We start from the raw sequence: 18,950 nt of genomic DNA, 5'->3' as shown, positions 1-18,950 counted from the left end.
CCGATAGACCCCACACAGTTAGGATTGCCCGTGACACGCAGTGAAGACGCCCTGGCGAGCTCCACATCCGACGCCTCCTTGGCCCGTTCGAAGGCCCGCAGCGCCGAGATCGACCTCGCGATCGACCAGGACCCGTCGCGTTTCCGCGTCCTCACGGGCGACCGCCCGACGGGGCACCTCCACCTGGGCCACTACTTCGGCACCCTGCGCAACCGGGTCTTCCTGCAGGACCGGGGCGTGGACACCTGGGTGCTGGTCGCCGACTACCAGGTCATCACCGACCGCGACGGAGTCGGGCCGATCCGTGAGCGCGTTCTCGGACTCGTTGCCGACTACCTCGCAGCCGGGATCGACCCGGAGCGGTCCACGATCTTCAACCACTCGGCCGTGCCCGGCCTCAACCAGCTCATGCTGCCCTTCCTCTCTCTCGTCACCGAGGCCGAACTGCACCGCAATCCCACGGTGAAGGCCGAGTTGGAGGCGACCGAGGGCCGTGCGATGACCGGGCTCATGCTCACCTACCCGGTGCACCAGGCGGCGGACATCCTCTTCTGCAAGGCGAACATCGTCCCCGTCGGCCAGGACCAGCTGCCGCACCTGGAGCAGGCCCGCCTCATCGCCCAGCGCTTCGACAAGCGCTACGGCAGGGTGGATCCCGACCAGCCGGTGTTCCGCAGGCCCGAGGCGCTGCTGTCGGAGGTTCCGCTGCTGCTGGGCACCGACGGGCAGAAGATGTCGAAGTCCCGGGGCAACACCATCGAGCTGGGGATGAGCGCGGACGAGACGGCGAGGATCCTCAAGAAGGCGAAGACCGACGCTGAGCGGCTCATCACATTCGACCCCGTTGGCCGTCCCGAGGTGTCGAACCTGCTGATGCTGGCCTCCCTGTCGTCGGGCGAGGCGCCCGAGGCCATCGCCGAGCGCATCGGGGACTCCGGCGCGGGCGCGCTCAAGGCCCTGGTCACCGAGTCCCTCAACGAAATGCTCGCGCCACTGCGGGCCCGCCGCGCCGATCTGCTCGCCAACGAGGACCACCTGCTCGCCGTCCTGGCCGCGGGCAACGAGCGCGCCAACGCGCAGGCCGACGAGACCCTCGCCCAGGTGCGCGGCGCAATGCGGATGGACTACTGAGCCCCACCCGGCGGCCCCTCGGCGGAGGGTGAGGAACGCCCGTGTACTCGTCGCCCGCGTTTTCCATTAGGCTGGGAGTGTGAGCGACGAACTATTGCCCCGAATCCCCGCAATCGAAGTGTTCCCCGTCGTCGAAGACGGGACACTGCCCGCGAAGGCCACGCAGGGGGAGCCGTTCCCCATCCGCGCGACTGTGTTCCGCGAGGGCCATGACGCCTACGCCGCCGAGGCTGTCCTCATCGATCCCGACGGGCGCGAGTACTCCCGCACCCGCATGGTCGACATCATGCCCGGCCTCGACCGCTACGAGGCGTGGGTGTGCGCCGACCGCCCCGGCGACTGGACGTTCCGGATCGACACCTGGTCGGATCCCTACGCGACGTGGCGCCACGACGCGACGGTGAAGATCGACGCGCGCGTCGACGTGGAGCTGATGCTGGAGGAGGGCGCGCGCCTCATGGAGCGCGCCGCGGCGGGCGAGGCACTGGCGAACCCCGGTCAGTCCCACCCCTCCCCCGCCGACGCCGAAGTCCTCGTCGATGCGGCCGCCCGCCTGCGCGACGCGAACCGCAGCCCCCAGCAGCGCCTCTCGGCAGGCGTGTCCTCGCGGGTGCGCGTCATCTTCCGGGACTCCCCGCTGCGCGACCTGGTCGGCTCGACCCGGTCGTACCCGTTGGGAGTCGCCCGCCCGCTGGCCCTGGCCGGCGCATGGTACGAGATCTTCCCGCGCTCCGAGGGGGCCTTCCAACGTCCTGACGGCTCCTGGGTGTCGGGCACGCTGCGCACGGCGGCGGAGGACCTGCCGCGCATCTCCTCCATGGGATTTGACGTGGTGTACCTCACGCCAGTCCATCCGATCGGCACGACCCACCGGAAGGGCAAGAACAACGCCCTCGTGGCGGAGCCCGGCGACCCTGGCTCCCCTTACGGGATCGGCTCGGCCGAGGGCGGCCACGACGCGGTCCACCCGGACCTGGGGGGCTTCGAGGCCTTCGACGCCTTCGTGTCGCGCGCGCGGTCCCTGGGCATGGAAGTCGCCCTCGATCTGGCCCTCCAGTGCTCGCCCGACCACCCGTGGGTGGCCGAGCACCCGGAGTGGTTCACCACCCGGGCCGACGGGACGATCGCCTACGCGGAGAATCCGCCGAAGAAGTACCAGGACATCTACCCCCTGAACTTCGACAACGACCCGGAGGGGATCTACGACGCGATCCGCGCGGTAATCGAAGTGTGGATCTCGCACGGAGTCACGATCTTCCGGGTCGACAACCCCCACACCAAACCCGTGCGCTTCTGGCAGCGGATCCTGGACGACGTGCACCGGGCGCACCCGGGGACCCTCTTCCTCGCCGAGGCGTTCACCCGGCCCGCGATGATGCGGACCCTGGGCGCAGTGGGCTTCGACCAGTCCTACACGTACTTCGCGTGGCGCACCCACAAGCACGAGATCGAGGAGTACCTGGAGGAGGTCTCCACGCAGACCGCGCACCTCATGCGCCCGACCTTCTGGCCGACCACCCACGACATCCTCACTCCGCAGATGTGGGACGGGGGGACTGCCGTCTTCGCGATCCGGGCGATGCTGGCAGCGCTGGGCTCGCCGACGTGGGGCGTGTACTCCGGGTACGAGTTCGTGGAGAACACGCCGCGCGGCTCCTTCGAGGAACCCAACGACAACGAGAAGTACGAGTTCCGCCCGCGCCGCTGGGCCGATGCCGATCCGATCGGCATCTCGAAGCTCATTACGCTGCTCAACGCCGCCCGCTCCAAGCACCCCGCGCTGCGACAGCTGCACCAAATCCGTATCCACCCCACCAGCGACGACCGCTTGATCGCTTTCTCCCGCCAGATCCCGGGGCGTTTCACCGACTCAGGGCAGACGGACACAGTGATCTGCGTGATCTCGCTGGACCCCCACAACGGCGTGGACGGCTCCGTGTACCTGGACCTGACGGAACTGGGACTGGAGACCTCCGGCGGCCACTTCACCGTGGTCGACGAGCTCGACGGGCACACCTACCTGTGGGGCGCCGACAACTGGGTGTCCCTGTCGCCGGTGACCCGCCTGGGCCACGTCCTCTCCGTGGAGCAGGCCCACACCTCTCCCTGGTCGCACCACGAGTGAGACGGGCGGGGGCCCTGGACGCCCCCGCCCCCCTGTTCTCCGCGCGGGCCGGCCCCTCCCGCGCGACTCCCGCCCCCAGGGGCGCGGCGCCCGTCACACGAAACGGCGACGGGCTGGGGCCAGCACCGATACACTGGCAAACGAGAGCCATTCTCGAGGAGTAAGGAACCGCAATGACTGCTCTGCCCAATCCGATTCCGGTCGATGATGACACCCTCGACGCCGTCGCCGCGGGCGCCTTCTACTCGCCCCACTCCGTGCTCGGCGCGCACGTGGGCGAGGGAGGGATCACAATACGCGCGGTGGCGCACCTGGCCGACGCGGTAGAGGTCGTCACCCCCCAGGGGGCCTTCCCGGCCGTCCACGAGCGCGGGGGCGTGTGGGTGGCCGTCGTCCCCGGCGACCAAGTGCCCGACTACCGGCTGAGGGTCACTTACGGCAAGGACACGAACACCGTCGACGACCCCTACCACTACCTGCCGACCCTGGGCGAGATGGACACCTACCTGATCTCCGAGGGCCGCCACGAGAACCTGTGGAAGGTCCTGGGCGCGCACGTGCGCCATTTCGACGGTGACATGGGCGGTTCCGACGGCGTCGCCTTCGCCGTGTGGGCGCCGAACGCCCGGGCGGTCCGCGTCGTCGGCGACTTCAACTACTGGGACGGCACGGCCTCGTCGATGCGCTCCCTGGGCGCCTCGGGCATCTGGGAGCTGTTCATCCCGGGCGTGGGCGTGGGCGCCCGCTACAAGTTCGAGATCCAGGGCCCGGGCGGCAACTGGTTCCAGAAGGCCGATCCGCTGGCCCGCGCCACGGAGATCCCGCCCGCCACCGCCTCAGTGGTCACCGACTACTTCCACGAGTGGGGCGACGACGAGTGGCTGGCCAACAGGGCGCGCCACAGCGTCCACAACGGCCCGATGTCCGTCTACGAGGTGCATGTCGGCTCGTGGCGGCAGGGACTGGGCTACCGGGATCTTGCCGACGAGCTCGTCCCCTACGTGAAGGAGATGGGCTTCACCCACGTGGAGTTCATGCCCGTGGCGGAGCACCCCTTCGGCGGCTCGTGGGGCTACCAGGTGACCTCGTACTTCGCCCCCACGTCCCGCTACGGCACCCCCGACGACTTCCGCTACTTGATCGACGCCCTCCACCGCGCCGGCATCGGCGTCATCCTCGACTGGGTGCCCGCCCACTTCCCCAAGGACGACTGGGCGCTGGCCCGCTTCGACGGCACCCCCCTGTACGAGGATCCGGATCCCCTGCGCGGCGAGCACCCCGACTGGGGCACCTACGTCTTCAACTTCGGCCGCCGCGAGGTGCGCAACTTCCTGGTCGCCAACGCCCTGTACTGGCTGGAGGACTTCCACGTCGATGGCCTGCGGGTGGACGCGGTCGCCTCGATGCTCTACCTGGACTACTCCCGCAAGGACGGCCAGTGGCGCCCCAACCAGTACGGCGGCCGTGAGAACCTGGAGGCCATCGGCTTCATCCAGGAGGCGAACGCCACCGCGTACCGCCGCCACCCGGGCATCGTGATGATCGCCGAGGAGTCCACGGCGTGGCCGGGCGTCACCGCCCCCACCAGCGGAGGGGGCCTGGGCTACGGGATGAAGTGGAACATGGGGTGGATGAACGACACCCTGCGCTACATGGAGGAGGACCCTGTCAACCGCCGGTGGCACCACGGGGAGCTCACGTTCTCCCTGGTGTACGCCTTCTCGGAGAACTACGTTCTGCCCCTGTCCCACGACGAGGTCGTCCACGGCAAGGGCTCCATCATCTCGAAGATGCCGGGCGACAAGTGGCAGCGCCTGGCGGGGCTGCGCTCCCTGTACGCCTACCAGTGGAGCCACCCGGGCAAGCAGCTGCTCTTCATGGGCCAGGAGATCGGCCAGGAGCAGGAGTGGAACGAGTCCTACTCACTGGACTGGTGGCTGACGGACCAGGAGGGCCACGCCGGGGTCCAGGCGCTCGTGGCGCGCCTCAACGCCATCTACACGTCGAATCCCGCGTTGTGGGACGACGACTACACGGGCTTCGAGTGGATCGACGCCTCCGACGGCGACCACAACCTCATCTCGTACCTGCGCAAGGGAACAGGCAAGGACGGCAGCCGCCAGGTGCTCGTGTGCGTGTCGAACTTCGCGGGCAACCCGCATGAGGGCTACCGGATCGGCCTGCCCTTCGGCGGCGAATGGGCGGAGGTCCTGAACACGGACGCCGAGGAGTTCGGGGGCTCCGGCGTGGTGAACGTCGGAACGCAGATCGCCGAGGACCTCCCGTGGAACGGCCGCCCCGCCTCCATCGAGTTGCGGGTGCCGCCGCTGGGCGCCGTCTGGCTGGCGCCCGTCTCGCAACAGCAGTGAGCTGAGCGCGCCGGGGCCGGGGCTGGATATCCAGCCCCGGCCCCGGCGCTCGAGCCGTTCCGGGCAGCAGCCCGACAGTGCTCCCCCGCGCGAGCGGGGCGGACGGTCCTCACATGAGGAGCATCGACAGCAGCGTTCTGGCCTTCTTGACCTCGGGGGTGGCGCCCGCGACGCGGAAGAGGTCGACGAGGCGCTGGCGCAGGGCCTCGCGCTCCTCCGGGTCGGAGGCTGCCCCGATCAGGTCCAGGAGCACCTGGAACGCGCCCGCCTGGTCGCCCGCGGCGAAGAGGGCGTCGGCCCTCGAGGCCGGGTCGCCGGCTCCGTCCGCCTCCGCGTTCCTCTGCGCGAGGCGCACGCGGGACAGGTGGGCCTTCGCGGCCTCGTCGCGGGGGTTGAGCTCGATGACCCTCTCCCACGCCGCCACGGCGTCCGCCAGGCGCCCCTCCGCCTCGGCCGCCAGGGGCGCCTCGTGCTCGGACGGCGTCGGCTCCTGCGTCTGCTCGACGGACACGGCGACGCGCCCCGTCACGCCCATCTGCGCAGCGGCCTCGAGGACCTGGTCGATGACGGGAACGATCTGCTCCTTCGCGGCGCTCCCCTGGAAGAGCGGCAGGGGGCGGGCGCCCACCAGGGCGATGACGCTGGGGACCGCCTGGACTTGGAACGCCTGGGCGATCTGGGGCGCGGCCTCGACCTCCACCTCGACCAATTGGAAGGCCCCGGCCTTCTCGCGGGCGATCTCCTCCAGCACGCCCATGGTCGGCTTCGACTCGAGGGAGCGCTGCGACCACAGGACCAGGACGACGGGCACAGTCTGCGAGGTGGACATGACGTCCTGGAAACCCGCCTCGTCCGTCTCGGTCACCAGCGGGATCCGCAGGCCGTCTCCGGGCCCGTCCGGCTGGGCCGTTCGCGTCGGCGCGGCGGCCAGGTCGACCGCCCCCCGCGAGTCGGCGGCCCGGACCGTGGTCTCCTGCTGGGTGTCCTTGTCCTCGTTCATCAGCGCTCCTTGACGTGGCGGCCTACGCGGCCCGATAGTTTCTCCGGGCTCGATTCTAGGCGAGGCGGAGGGCTGCTACGACGGATAACGCCGCGAGTGAAAACACTCGCGGCGTCCCGTGCCCGGCCGATCCCCGTCAGTCCGGCTTGGACGAGGCGTCGAGCGTGACGGACTGGATGAGCCTCTCACCTCCGACGACCTGGATCTGGCCGCCCGCCGTAGCACTGGGGATGCGCATGACGACGGTGCCGATGTACTTCACCGTCGCCGTCCCCTCCACTGTGGCGCCATCGGGCGATAGGGACGCGGTCTGCCCGCCCAGCGTCATGGTGGAGCCCGCCACCGTGCGCTGGTAGGTGAGCGTGTAGGTGAAGTTCGCCGAGACCAGGGCGGAGCCGTCCTGCAGGACCAGGCCCGAGACGGGGTAGTCCGTGGCGGACGCTTGAGCGGTCACCGTTCCTGCCGCGGACACCGACGAGTTGAGGCTGGAGATGTCGTCGATGTACTTCTTCGTGAACTCATCGGCCGTGAACGCACTGGTGTCCTGCGTGCCCGAGTTGATCATCGTGATGTACTGCGTGAGCGCCATTTCGGGGCTGGACACGAAACCGGACTCGTTCCCCGTCACGTAGGCGCTTCCCGTTCCCACCGGCGGGAGGACGAACTGCGTGCCGCCGAGCAGGCGCGCCCACGAGGTGAGCTGGTACTCCGAGCGCGCCGAGTCCTGGACGAAGACCTCCAGGACCGGGAGCACTGACGAGGAGGAATCCGCCTCCGTGATGTGGAAGATCGCCCTCGGCCAGGACTCGGAGTTCGTGATCGCGATGCGCGACGAGGTCGTGAAGTCCAACGGCGCGATCGCGTTGCCCGAGGCCTTCGCGAGCGCGTACTGGGCGCCCCTCGCCTCAAGGGCGCCCTGGGAGACCCGGCCGGACAGGGGCGCGGTGTCGAGTTCGGCGTCCGCTTTCGTCATGGCGTCGTTCGTGGCCGACAGCACCGACGCGATACGGTCGATATCGAGGTTCGCGGCGGATTGCGAGTTCGCCCCGGACTGGGCGACGAGCTCCCTCGAGCACGCGCCCAGCGCCACCGCAGCGGCGAGCGCGGCGCACACCGCCAGGGCACCCAAACGGAAGTTCCGCATCACTTCCCCCCCTTTCCGCTGTCACTGAGCCAGCCCGACATGATGGAGGTCCAACCGCCGGTCGCCGAGGCGTCGTCGTCGGCGGCACCGGTCGGCGCCTCGCCCAGGGCGTCCTCGTCGTCGCTGACGGCGGGGATGAGGCCCGTGTCGTACTCCTGGCCATCGACGACCAGGACGTGCTCGCCCTTCTCGCGGGCCTCGCGCAGCGCCCGCCTCGAAGGAAGCGTGACGCCGGGGCGGATCGCCGACAGGTCGATGATCCCCGTGTCGGTGGGCTCGGTCTGCGGAGGATCCTCGTGGATGACGCGTTCCCCGATTCCGTGGCGCCCGCCCTGCGAGGCGCCGTCGTCGGCGGAGGGCCATTCGCCCTGCGGGGGACCCCACTGCTGGGGCTCCTCCTGCGCCTCCTCGGCGTCGTACCATTCGGCCGGATCGTCGTAGCCGCCGTCCGCGTCGGAGTCGAGGGCGCCCCCGGTCTCCTCCGCGATGGCCTCGACGACCGCGTCGATGTCGCTACTGGACGCGCCGTCGGACTCCGCCGTCGCGCCGCGCGCGGCCTCGACCCTGGCGGTCTCCTCGTCGCGCAGGGCAGCCGCCTTCTTGGCGACCTCGTGGGAATCGATGGAACTGGTCTCCAAGCCGTCAGCACGGCGCCGCTCGTCGATGCGGCGGGCGCGCTCGGCGCGGTGGCGCAGCAGCTGCCACCTGGTGAGGAAGAGCACCAGGGCGATGAGGGCGAAGACGAGCGCCGCTAGGAAGGCGATGATCGCGGGGGTGTTGGACTGGTCGTTCACCCACGACAGGGTGAGGGTCACGTCGCCCGCTCCTGCTGTGGACACCGCGAGCACCGAGCGCGCCTGGGGGACGTCGACGAGGTCGAGCGAAGCGCTGCCCTCCCCCGAAGAGCGGGCGAGCCACATGTCCGAGCCCGCCAACTGCTCCGCCAGGTTGGAGGCGCCGGAGCCGGACTGGGCCTGCGTGGCCCCTGCGCCGATCGCGTCGTGGACCTGGGTCTTCAGCGCCTCGCGGTTGGCCTCGAGCCCGACGACCTCCGTGTACGCGGCATCGCCGATCCACCCCTTGACGTCCTGCGTGGTGCCGAAGATCAAAGTGACTTCGGCGCCGGAGACGGAGGTCGCTGTGACAGTCACATCGTCCTTGACCAGGGGGAGGACGCCGTCGCGCGTCATCACCAGGTCCGTCGAGGACTGCACCGAGGACTCCGAGCGCGCCGGCGGGCGGAAGACCGTCAACGCGAGCAGACCCACGAGCACGCACACCAGCGCCACGACGCCCACGCACGAGGCCGCCGGGTACCGTTTGAATCTCAACACGTTCGCTCCTCGATTCACCTGCGTCCACCGGGGACGCGCACTTGACCTACCCCACTTTAAGTGCTTGGGGCCGCCCTCGGCACATCAGTGCCCCGCGTGGTGACACATCACATTCGCCAATCAATCATAGTGGTGCGCGGAAAGGCGCGCCCACGGGCGCCCCGCGCCGACGGGGCCCACGGCCTGTGCCCTCACGTGGGTCGGAGCCCCCGGCGCCAGCACTCCGTGTGCCAGTGGCGCCTGGCCCCGACGCCCTGGGGGAGGCCGAAGGGCGTCTCCTCCGGCCAGGCCACCACGTGCGCGGAGCCCGGACGGACGGGGCGCAAGCACCCGGGGCACGTGTACTCCTTCGCCGCACTGCGCAGGTAGCGGACCTGGTAGTCGGCGCCATCGGGGCCCCGCTCGGTGCGCGCCACTGACGCCAGCGCGCCCATGTCGAGAGGGCGGCTGGTGCCCCATGGCCGTTTCGATGATCGTTTCCCCCTCACACGACCACAGTGCCACGCCTGCGGACGCAGCGCACGTTCAAATCCGCGTCCACCTCGACGATGTCCGCGCGCTTGCCGGCCGCCAGGGCGCCGACACTGGAGTCGCCGAGGATCCGGGCGCCCTGCTCAGAAGCCATGTAGACGGCGTCGACCAGCGGGATCCCGGCGGCCATGACCGCGACGCGCACGCAGTCCAGCAGATGGGCGGTGCCGCCCGCGATCGACTCCCCCTCCGCCAGGCGCGCGACGCCGTCGCGCACGACGACGTCCTGGGGGCCCAGGGTGTAGCGACCGTCGGGCATGCCCGCCGCCGCCATCGCGTCGGTGACGAACACGGCGTGGTCGCGCCCCACCAGTTCGTACACGTCGCGCACGATCGAGGGGTCGAGGTGGATGCCGTCGCAGATCATCTCCACCACTGCCCCGCCGCGCGCCGCGTCGGAGAGGAACTCCGCGATAGGGCCCGTGTCGCGGTGGTGCAGGGGCCTCATCCCGTTGAACAGGTGGGTGATCGTGGCGCGGGGGCCGCGCGGCGTGCGCGCCTCGGCGAACCGGCGCCGCGAGTACTCCAGGGCAGCGCGGGCGCAGGCGGCGTTGGAGTCCGTGTGCCCCCACGAGGGGATGGCGCCGCCGTCGATGAGGGCCTCGGCGACCGACCCCTCCCCGTAGGCGCGCGGCTTCTCCGGCGCCAGCGTCATGGACAGGGCGTGTCCGCCGCATATGTCCAGCAGTTCCCGGGTGAGCGCGGGATCGGGGTCGATGATGTAGGCCGGATCCTGCGCCCCGCAGCGCGCCTCGGAGACGAAGGGGCCCTCGAAGTGGATGCCCGCGATCTCGCCGCTGCCGGCAAGGCCCGCGAGCGTGGCGGCCCGGGCCCGCAGGACGTCGGCCGACGCGGTGACGCACGAGGCGACCAGGGAGGTGGTGCCGTGGCGGCGGTGCTCCATGACCGCCACCAGTGCTTCCTGAGGGGTCGCGGCGTTGGGGAAGGACTCCCCTCCCCCGCCGTGGCAGTGGACATCGACCAGGCCCGGCAGGAAGGTAGAACCGGTCGGGCCCGGCAGGCCCTGGCCGTACTGGGAGGCGGGCGCGACGCGGACGATGGCGCCGTCGCGCACCTCGATGACGCCGTCGTCGATCACGGAGTCGGCCAGCACCACGCGGCCGCGGAGAACACAATCACTCATAGAACATATTGTGGCACAAATCGCAGGCGCGCATGGTTGCTCACGCCAGCCAGCGCATGCGCCGCTCCATCGCCGCCCGGGCCTGCGAGCGCGCGGTTTCGGGGGCGCCGTCGAGGAACTCGAGGCCGCCCGAGGGCAGGCGCACAGCCACGACCCTGCCCCTGCGCACCACGATCGGCCTGAACATGCCGTTGCGCGACGGGCAGATCGTCCTCTCCCCCGCCTCGTCGGTCAAGCAGGACCGGTCCCGGTAGCCCACGTGCAGCTCGTCGAAGGACGGCAGGGCGAACACCCCGTCGGCCCGGCGGCGCAGCCCGGCCACCAGATCCGGCAGATCCTCGCGCTCGAACCCCCGGGAGCGCTCCACGATGGGGATGGCCCCGCCCCTGGATGCCTCGACGGCGGCGGCGAGGGCCCGCCTGGCCCCGGAGACGGGAAGGGAGGCCCAGCGCGCCAAGTCCTGGGCGCTGACGGGGCCGTGCCCGCGGGCGTAGCGCTCGGCCAGGCGGGCCAGCGCTTCGGCGTGGGAGGCTCCCCCCTTGGCGACATCCCCCGCAGCGGGCAGCGAGGAGGCGTCGACGACCAGGTGCTCGTTGCCCCGCACCGGGCCCTGTGCGAGCACGCCGTCAATGTGGAGGCGGACCATCAGGTGGCGCCTGTTGACCGGGCTCCCCGGCGCGTCTTTCCCAAGCGCCTCGGGGCCGCCCGTCGCGATCCCCGCGTCCTCCCACACTTCGATGAGCTGGGCGCGGGTGCGCGGGCCCGAGCGGGCGATCTCCTCCACCGCGACCTGGCCCGCACGGTCCACGACCGATTGGGCCAGCCCGTTCCGGGTGGTCTGCGCCAGCCACGCGGAGTAGCGGTGCGCCAAGCAGGCGCGCAGCCAGTGGTGGTCGCGCGCGCTGGTCACGTGGATGGTGCCCCGCATCGGCCACGAGCGCACCAGTTCCACCCTCTCGAAGGCGTCCTCGATGTCGGCGCGCACCGCCCCCTCGGCGCGCACTCCGATGGCCCATGGGATCGCGCTGGGCTGCTGGCCCTGGATGGCCAGCAGGGCCTCCACCGCAGCGACGGGGCCCGGAAGCGGAGCGGCCAGGCCCTGGCTGACGATGCGGGCCGCGGACACTTCGCGCGGCGCGTCCAGGGCCGCCATCAGAACAAGCGGGACTCGGGGTCGTCGAAGCCGCGCATCGCGTCGTAGTCGAGGACGACGCAGCGGATGCCCCGGTCCTCGGCCAGGGTGCGCGCCTGTTTGGATATCTCCTGGGCCGCGAACACCCCCGTGAGCCCCTCCAGCAGGGAGTCGCGCCCCAGCAGCGACAGGTACCGGGTCAACTGCTCCACCCCGTCGATGCCGCCGCGGCGTTTCACCTCGATCGCGACGTGGCGCCCCTCGGCGTCGCGCACCATGAGGTCCACGGGGCCGACCGGCGTGGGGTACTCCCGGCGCACCAGCTCCCAGCCCTCGCCGAGCACCTGGGGGACCTGCTCGGCCAGCAGCGCCTGCAGGTGGGTTTCCACCCCGTCCTTGACCAGGCCCGGATCCACGCCGAGGTCCTCCGTGATGTCACTGACCACGTCGAAGACGCGAATGACCAGGCGGTCGTCGCTCTTGGCTGCCTGGACGCTCCACACCTCGGTGACGCCCTCGGCCTCGTCGGCGGGGCCCGGGGCCTCGCTGACGACCGTGCACGGCGCGGTCATCCAGTTGAGGGGCTTGTAAGAGCCGCCATCGGAGTGGATCAGGACCGAGCCGTCACCCTTGACCATGATGACGCGCTTGGCGGCGTCGAGGTGGGCGGACAGGCGGCCTGAGTAATCGACGGTGCAGGTTGCAATCACGATTCGCACGCCCTCAAAACTACCAGGGCGCCCCCTGCGGGGCGCGCAGGAGCGACCTCGGGGGCTGTGAGGAGGCGGACTCCGGGCTCGGGCAGGTTGTGCAGCACGGCGAGGCGGACTCCGGGCTCGGGCCGGCCCCTGCCCTCACATGTGGGGCGGACCGGACTCCACCCACGACACGAGGCCGTTGTACGTCTCGCGCTGCACGGCGACCTCGTAGCGGTGGTCCCCGTGCGCCAGGCGCACCTCGACCACGCCGCCGTCGGCGCTGCGCGCGATCGGAGCGGACACCTCGAGCCCACGGCGCGGCAGCGAGTACACGGGCGAGGGCCGCAGCCCCATCAGCCGGTACCACGACAGGGTCTCCACGCCGTAGACGCCGATGCCCGCCGTCCAGCCCGAGTGCATGTCGGGGCGGGACCAGCACTGGAACGCGCCCACGCGCCGCGAGAGCCTGCGCGCGCGGACGTTGAGGTACGCCCACAGGCACGCGCCGCACAGCAGGAGGATCACCAGTGTCCACACGATCACGTGGAAAGGTCTCATCACATCCTCCTGCGGCGCGCGGCGCGCCTAGTCCTGGGGCACCACCGACGCGTGGTCAGCCACAACGGTTACGAAATCGGAGTCGACCGAGGCGAAGCCGCCGTTGACCTCGAAGACCATCTGGCCGTCGGCGACATCCACGTGGACGCGGCCGACCGCCAGTTGCGCGAGCAGGGGCTGACGGCCCGGCAGGATGCCGAGGGAGCCATCGATCCCCGGCACCCGGACCGCCAGGGCGTTCCCGTGCCACAGCCTCCCCTCGTGGGAGACGACCTCGACCTGCAGGTGGTTCGCCGACGCCATCAGGCGTCCTTCTGCAACTCGTGCCAGTTGCGCTCGAGGTCGTCGATGCCGCCGCAGTTGTAGAACGCTTGCTCGGGCACTTCGTCGTAGCGGCCCTCCGCGATGCGCTTGAACGCCTCGACGGTCTCCGACAGGGGAACCGTCGAGCCGGGGACGCCCGTGAACTTCTCAGCCATGTACATGTTCTGGGAGAGGAACTGCTCGATGCGGCGGGCGCGCGCCACGGCCACCTTGTCGTCCTCGCTCAGCTCGTCGACGCCGAGGATGGCGATGATGTCTTGGAGCTCCTTGTTCTTCTGCAGGATCGCCTTGACGTGCGTGGCGACGTCGTAGTGCTCGCGCCCCACCAGGGCGGGATCCAGGATCCGCGATGTCGAGGCCAGGGGGTCCACCGCCGGGTAGATGCCCTTGGCCGCGATCTCGCGGGACAGCTCCGTCGTCGCGTCCAAGTGGGCGAAGGTCGTGGCCGGCGCCGGGTCCGTGTAGTCGTCGGCTGGCACGTAGATCGCCTGCAGGGAAGTGATGGAGTGGCCCCCCGCAGAGGTGATGCGCTCCTGGAGCTGGCCCATCTCGTCGGCCAGGTTGGGCTGGTAGCCCACGGCCGAGGGCATCCGGCCCAGCAGCGTGGACACCTCGGATCCGGCCTGGGTGAAGCGGAAGATGTTGTCGATGAACAGCAGCACGTCCTGGTGCTGGACATCGCGGAAGTACTCCGCCATCGTCAGGCCCGTGAGCGCGATCCGCAGTCGCGTGCCCGGCGGCTCGTCCATCTGGCCGAACACCAGCGCGGTCTTGTCGAAGACTCCGGCCTCGCCCATCTCCTTGATGAGGTCGTTGCCCTCGCGGGTGCGCTCGCCCACGCCGGCGAACACGGAGACGCCGCCGTGGTCCTGGGCGACGCGCTGGATCATCTCCTGGATGAGCACGGTCTTGCCCACGCCCGCGCCGCCGAAGAGGCCGATCTTCCCGCCCTGCACGTAGGGGGTGAGCAGGTCGATGACCTTGATGCCCGTCTCGAACATCTTCGTGCGGGCCTCGAGCTGGTCGAAGGCGGGGGGCTGGCGGTGGATGGGCCACCGCTCCTTGATCTCCAGGGACTCCCCCTCCTTGAGGTTGAGGACGTCACCGGTGACGTTGAAGACGTGGCCCTTGGTCACGTCGCCGACGGGGACCGTGATCGCCGATCCCGTGTCGGTGACCTTCGCGCCGCGCACGAGCCCGTCGGTCGGTTTGAGGGCGATGGCGCGGACGAGGTTCCCGCCCAGGTGCTGGGCGACCTCGAGGGTCATCGTGAAGGAGCCCTCGTCCTCGCCCTGGCCGGAGAGATCCACATCGACCAGCAGGGCGTTGTACAGCGGCGGGATGCGATCGGGCGGGAACTCGACGTCGACCACGGGGCCGACGACTCGGGCGACGCGCCCTTCCGCGATGGGGGTTTCTTGTGTCATGGTTGTTCTCCGTGTCGAAAGGGGCTCAGCCCGCGTTCAATGCGTCGGCCCCGCCCACGATCTCCGTGATCTCCTGGGTGATTTCCGCCTGGCGGGCCGAGTTCGCCAGGCGCGTGTACTTCGTGATGAGCTCTTCGGCGTTGTCCGTGGCCGTGTGCATGGCGCGTTGGCGGGAGGCCAGCTCAGAGGCCGCGGACTGCAGGAGCACGTTGTGGATGCGCGACTCGACGTACAGGGGCAGCAGCACGTCGAGCACAGCCTCGGCGGAGGGGATGAACTCGTACTCCGGGAAGGACGCGGCCGGGTCGTCGTGGAACCCCCGCTCCGCCTCGCGCTCCTGGTCGGCGTGCGGGGAGTCCACCACGGACAGGGGCAGCATCTGGCGCACCTCGGGCACCTGGCTCATCACGTTGTTGAAGCGCGTGTACACCAAGTGCACGGATCCGACGCCCGCGGCGGGGTCCTTGTCCAGGAAACGGCCGAGCAGTTCGGCGGCCACCTCCCGGGTCGTTTCGATGGTGGGAGCGTCCGACTCCCCCTCCCAGGCCCGCTCGATGGGCACCGAGCGGAAGCGGAAGTACGCCGCTGCCCTGCGCCCGAAGGTGTAGATGACCGGCTCGTACCCCCCCGACTCCAGGTCCGCGATGAGTTTCTCGGACTCGCGCAGGATGGTGGCGGCGTAGGCGCCCGCCATGCCCCTGTCCGAGGCGACGACCAGCACTGCGACACGCGTCGTGTCCGCGCGCTCCCGGGTGAGGGGGTGGTCCAGGTCCGTGTGGATCGCGACCGCGGCGACCGCCTGGGTGAGCGCCTTCTCGTAGGGGCCCGCCTCTGTCGCCGCGCGCCGCGCCGCGCCGATGCGGGACGCGGCGATCATCTCCATCGCGCGGAAGACCTTGGCCAGCGTCATCGTCGAGGCGATGCGCTGCTTGTAGATCCTCTGCTGCCCGCCCACGGGTCAGGCCTTCGCTTCCGCTGCCCCGGCCGGACGGGCGCGCGTGATCTCCTCGCGCACGCGCTCGGCCTCGACCTCGCCCTCGTCGAGCCCGGAGGCGCCGCGCCCGGCGATGATCCACTGGGAGTGGAAGCCCTCGACGGCCTCCTTGAGGGCGTCCTCGGTCTGGGCGGACAGGTCCCCCGTGGAGGCGATCTCGTCCAGGACGCCCGAGTTGGCGCGCAGGTGGTCCAGGAGCGCGCGCTCGAAGGCGAGGACGTCCGTGACCTCCAGGTCGTCGAGGTAGCCGTGGGTGCCCGTCCAGATGGACGCGACCTGCTCCTCCAACGGGTAGGGCGTCGATTGGGGCTGTTTGAGCAGTTCCATAAGGCGCTCGCCCCGGGTGAGCTGGCGCCGGGTCGCCGCGTCCAGGTCGGAGGCGAACATCGCGAACGCCGCCATGGAGCGGTACTGGGCGAGGGTGAGCTTGAGCGTGCCCGCGACCTTCTTCATGGCCTTGGGCTGGGCGTCGCCGCCCACGCGCGACACTGAGATCCCGACGTCGACCGCGGGGCGCTGGTTGGCGTTGAACAGGTCGGACTGCAAGAAGATCTGCCCGTCGGTGATGGAGATGACGTTCGTGGGGATGTAGGCCGACACGTCGTTGGCCTTGGTCTCGATGATGGGCAGACCCGTCATCGAGCCCCCGCCGAGCTCGTCGGAGAGCTTGGCACAGCGCTCCAGCAGGCGCGAGTGCAGGTAGAAGACGTCACCGGGGTAGGCCTCGCGCCCCGGCGGGCGGCGCAGCAGCAGCGACACGGCGCGGTAGGCCTCGGCCTGCTTGGACAGGTCGTCGAAGACGATGAGCACGTGCTTGCCCTGGTACATCCAGTGCTGGCCGATGGCGGAGCCCGTGTAGGGCGCCATGTACTTGTAGCCGGCGGGGTCCGAGGCGGGGGAGGCGACGATGGTCGTGTACTCCATCGCTCCCGCGTCCTCCAGCGTCGAGCGCACCGACGCGATGGTCGAGCCCTTCTGGCCGATCGCCACGTAGATGCAGCGCACCTGCTTGTCCGGGTCGCCGCTCTTCCAGTTGTCGCGCTGGTTGAGGATGGTGTCCAGGGCGATGGCGGTCTTGCCGGTCTTGCGGTCGCCGATGATGAGCTGGCGCTGGCCGCGGCCGACGGGGATCATCGAGTCGATGGCCTTCAATCCGGTCGCCAGCGGCTCGTGGACGCTCTTGCGCATCATGACGCCGGGGGCTTGCAGCTCCAGGGCGCGCCGTCCCTCGACGGCGGCGATCTCCCCGAGCCCGTCAATGGGGCGCCCCAGCGGGTCGACGGTGCGCCCCAGGTACCCCTCGCCGACGGGGACTGAGAGCACCTCGCCCGTGCGGTGGACGGCCTGCCCCTCCTCGATGCCGCCGAAGTCGCCCAGGATGACCGCGCCGATCTCGCGCTGGTCGAGGTTCATGGCCAGGCCCAGCGTCCCGTCGTCGAAGCGCAGCAGTTCGTTCGCCATAGTGCCGGGCAGGCCCTCGATGTGCGCGATGCCGTCGGCGGTCTCGATGACGTGGCCGACTTCCTCGGTGGCCACCTGGGCCGGGCGGTACGACTCCATGAAGGAGTCAAGGGCTCCGCGGATCTCCTCCGGGGAGATGCTGAGGTCAGCCATTAGCCTTCCTTACTTCCGTAGAATTGATGTGTTCGCATTGCGTGTCAGACCACGATCCGGGCCCGAGCGTCGGCCAGGCGGGTCCGCACCGTCGCGTCGACGGCCGTGGATCCGGCGCGCAGGACGAACCCTCCGATGACATCGGGGTCGATCGAGATCGCCAGGTCGATCGCGGCGCCGAAGCGCTTGGACAGGATCGAGCGCAGGCGCTCCACCTGGGTGTCGCTCATGGGGTGGGCCGTGGCGACGGTGACGAAGAGGCGGTCCTGCATGGTCGCCGCCCACGCGGCGTAGCGCCGGAGGTTGTGCAGCAGGCGCCCGTGGTGGCTGCGTCCGACGGCGCGGCGGATGAGGCGCATCGTCCAGGAGCTGACGCGGGAGGCGAAGACGGCGCTGGCCAGGTCGCCGCGCTCGTGCTCGTCGCCGAGGCGCAGGTCCGACAGCCTCACGCGCAGGTCGCGGGTGTTCTGCAGGAAGTAGCGGACCTGGAACAGCTCCTCCCGCACATCGTCGAGCGCGTTGTGCCCGAGAGCGTCGTTGAGGACGGCGAGGATGCCCAGGACCTCAAGGGCGGCGTCGACGTCCTCCGGCCTGGTCCAGTGGTCGGAGGCCATGGCGGCGACGACGGAGGATGTGGCCGCGGTGACGTGGGGGCCGAATGCGGTCCGCACGAGCGCGCGCTTGTCGGAGGCGCTTCTAGAGGGGTCGGTGAGCGCGCGGGCGAGCTTCTGGTCCGCCTTCACGATGTCGGCGAGGCCGAAGAAGTCCTCCGCGACGCGCATCGTGTCAGTGCCGGGCACGGCCAGCGCGTCGGCGAGGACGCGCGAGTAGGGCACCGATTCGATCGTGCGGACCGCCGTCATCGCGCGCCGCCCCGTGCCGCGTTCGTGTCCTCCTCGAGCTCGTCGAGGAAACGGTCGACGACGCGGCTTGTGAGCGCGGTGTCGCGCAGCTGCTCCCCGATGATCTTCTCGGCGAGCTCACTGGCCAGCAGCCCGACCTCGGCGCGCAGCGAGATCTGCGCCGCCTGCTTCTCGGCCAGGATCTGGCGCTGGGCGACCTCGAGGATGCGGTTGGCCTCGTCCTGGGCCTCGGCGCGGCCAGCCGCGACGATGGATTTCGCCTCCTCGTTGGCGCGCTCACGGATCTCGTGGGCCTCGGCATTGGCGTCGCGCAGGACGGCGTCGCGCTCGCGCGCGGCGGCCGCCTGGTCGGCCTTCGCTTTCTCCGCCGCGCCCAGGCCCTCCTCGATCTTCGCCGCGCGCTCGTCCATGACCCGGTAGATCCGGGGCAGGGCGAACCTGCCGACGAGCAGCAGCACGACGAGGAGGACGACGGCGGACCAGAAGATCTCGTAAGGCGGCGGCAGGATGACGGCGATGCCGCCCTTCTCCTGCGCCGCGGCGAGGACGTGGAACATGGCGG

Annotated in this window: 17 protein-coding genes; 3 read left to right on the top strand and 14 right to left on the bottom strand. The window is 70.4% G+C overall.

The genetic code is table 11. From position 1 onward, the window contains the following. Positions 1-30 precede the first annotated feature (30 nt). From trpS to glgB, 3 genes are all read left to right on the top strand, one after another. On the top strand, positions 31-1,131 hold the full coding sequence (gene trpS, locus G447_RS0110385) for a tryptophan--tRNA ligase (protein WP_026430999.1): 1,101 nt from the start codon (positions 31-33) through the stop codon (positions 1,129-1,131). Between the two features lie 79 nt (positions 1,132-1,210). Next, positions 1,211-3,256 carry a maltotransferase domain-containing protein gene (locus tag G447_RS0110380; RefSeq protein WP_026430998.1) on the top strand — a complete coding sequence of 682 codons (2,046 nt, stop codon included), beginning with the start codon at positions 1,211-1,213 and terminating at the stop codon, positions 3,254-3,256. Between the two features lie 173 nt (positions 3,257-3,429). After that, the gene (gene glgB, locus G447_RS0110375) at positions 3,430-5,625 is read left to right on the top strand and encodes a 1,4-alpha-glucan branching protein GlgB (protein WP_026430997.1); all 2,196 of its coding nucleotides are present in this window, start codon (positions 3,430-3,432) and stop codon (positions 5,623-5,625) included. A gap of 109 nt (positions 5,626-5,734) precedes the next feature. On the opposite strand, the gene G447_RS0110370 is transcribed toward glgB, so the two are convergent. From G447_RS0110370 to G447_RS0110305, 14 genes are all read right to left on the bottom strand, one after another. Continuing rightward, positions 5,735-6,625: a tetratricopeptide repeat protein gene (locus G447_RS0110370; protein ID WP_005869220.1), complete on the bottom strand. Its 891-nt coding sequence runs from the start codon at positions 6,623-6,625 to the stop codon at positions 5,735-5,737. Between the two features lie 136 nt (positions 6,626-6,761). Continuing rightward, positions 6,762-7,769, bottom strand: a complete 1,008-nt coding sequence (locus tag G447_RS0110365; RefSeq protein WP_005869231.1) for a hypothetical protein — start codon at positions 7,767-7,769, stop codon at positions 6,762-6,764. Beyond that, positions 7,769-9,103, bottom strand: coding sequence for a hypothetical protein (locus G447_RS0110360; RefSeq protein WP_207382547.1), 1,335 nt, complete (start codon positions 9,101-9,103; stop codon positions 7,769-7,771). The genes G447_RS0110365 and G447_RS0110360 overlap by 1 nt, the downstream gene beginning before the upstream one ends. A 191-nt stretch (positions 9,104-9,294) precedes the next feature. Beyond that, positions 9,295-9,537: a hypothetical protein gene (locus G447_RS0110355; RefSeq protein ID WP_005869228.1), complete on the bottom strand. Its 243-nt coding sequence runs from the start codon at positions 9,535-9,537 to the stop codon at positions 9,295-9,297. Between the two features lie 50 nt (positions 9,538-9,587). Beyond that, a complete protein-coding gene (locus tag G447_RS0110350; RefSeq protein WP_026430995.1) occupies positions 9,588-10,778 on the bottom strand; it encodes an N-acetylglucosamine-6-phosphate deacetylase in 1,191 nt (396 codons plus the stop codon). A 40-nt stretch (positions 10,779-10,818) separates the two neighbouring features. Continuing rightward, positions 10,819-11,931 (bottom strand): winged helix DNA-binding domain-containing protein, encoded by a 1,113-nt coding sequence (locus tag G447_RS0110345; protein WP_026430994.1) that lies wholly within the window; start codon positions 11,929-11,931, stop codon positions 10,819-10,821. After that, positions 11,931-12,629 (bottom strand): endonuclease NucS, encoded by a 699-nt coding sequence (nucS, locus tag G447_RS0110340; protein ID WP_026430993.1) that lies wholly within the window; start codon positions 12,627-12,629, stop codon positions 11,931-11,933. Before nucS ends, G447_RS0110345 begins: the two co-directional genes overlap by 1 nt. Positions 12,630-12,764: 135 nt before the next feature. After that, complete coding sequence (locus G447_RS0110335; RefSeq protein WP_026430992.1) at positions 12,765-13,166, bottom strand: DUF2550 family protein; 402 nt, start codon at positions 13,164-13,166, stop codon at positions 12,765-12,767. Between the two features lie 27 nt (positions 13,167-13,193). After that, positions 13,194-13,469 carry a F0F1 ATP synthase subunit delta/epsilon gene (locus G447_RS0110330; RefSeq protein WP_005869216.1) on the bottom strand — a complete coding sequence of 92 codons (276 nt, stop codon included), beginning with the start codon at positions 13,467-13,469 and terminating at the stop codon, positions 13,194-13,196. Beyond that, entirely contained in the window at positions 13,469-14,917 is a 1,449-nt protein-coding gene (gene atpD, locus G447_RS0110325) for a F0F1 ATP synthase subunit beta (RefSeq protein WP_005869224.1), read from the bottom strand. The genes G447_RS0110330 and atpD overlap by 1 nt, the downstream gene beginning before the upstream one ends. A 25-nt stretch (positions 14,918-14,942) precedes the next feature. Beyond that, positions 14,943-15,872, bottom strand: coding sequence for a F0F1 ATP synthase subunit gamma (locus tag G447_RS0110320; protein ID WP_005869244.1), 930 nt, complete (start codon positions 15,870-15,872; stop codon positions 14,943-14,945). Between the two features lie 3 nt (positions 15,873-15,875). Next, on the bottom strand, positions 15,876-17,525 hold the full coding sequence (gene atpA / locus G447_RS0110315; protein WP_005869226.1) for a F0F1 ATP synthase subunit alpha: 1,650 nt from the start codon (positions 17,523-17,525) through the stop codon (positions 15,876-15,878). Positions 17,526-17,569: 44 nt separating this feature from the next. Further along, positions 17,570-18,388 (bottom strand): ATP synthase F1 subunit delta, encoded by an 819-nt coding sequence (gene atpH, locus G447_RS0110310; RefSeq protein WP_005869249.1) that lies wholly within the window; start codon positions 18,386-18,388, stop codon positions 17,570-17,572. Further along, on the bottom strand, positions 18,385-18,945 hold the full coding sequence (locus G447_RS0110305; protein ID WP_005869217.1) for a F0F1 ATP synthase subunit B: 561 nt from the start codon (positions 18,943-18,945) through the stop codon (positions 18,385-18,387). Before G447_RS0110305 ends, atpH begins: the two co-directional genes overlap by 4 nt. Positions 18,946-18,950 lie beyond the last annotated feature (5 nt).

The organism is Schaalia georgiae DSM 6843 (assembly GCF_000429245.1).
GTDB lineage: Bacteria > Actinomycetota > Actinomycetes > Actinomycetales > Actinomycetaceae > Pauljensenia > Pauljensenia georgiae.
This window is presented reverse-complemented; position numbering and strand designations above follow the sequence as displayed.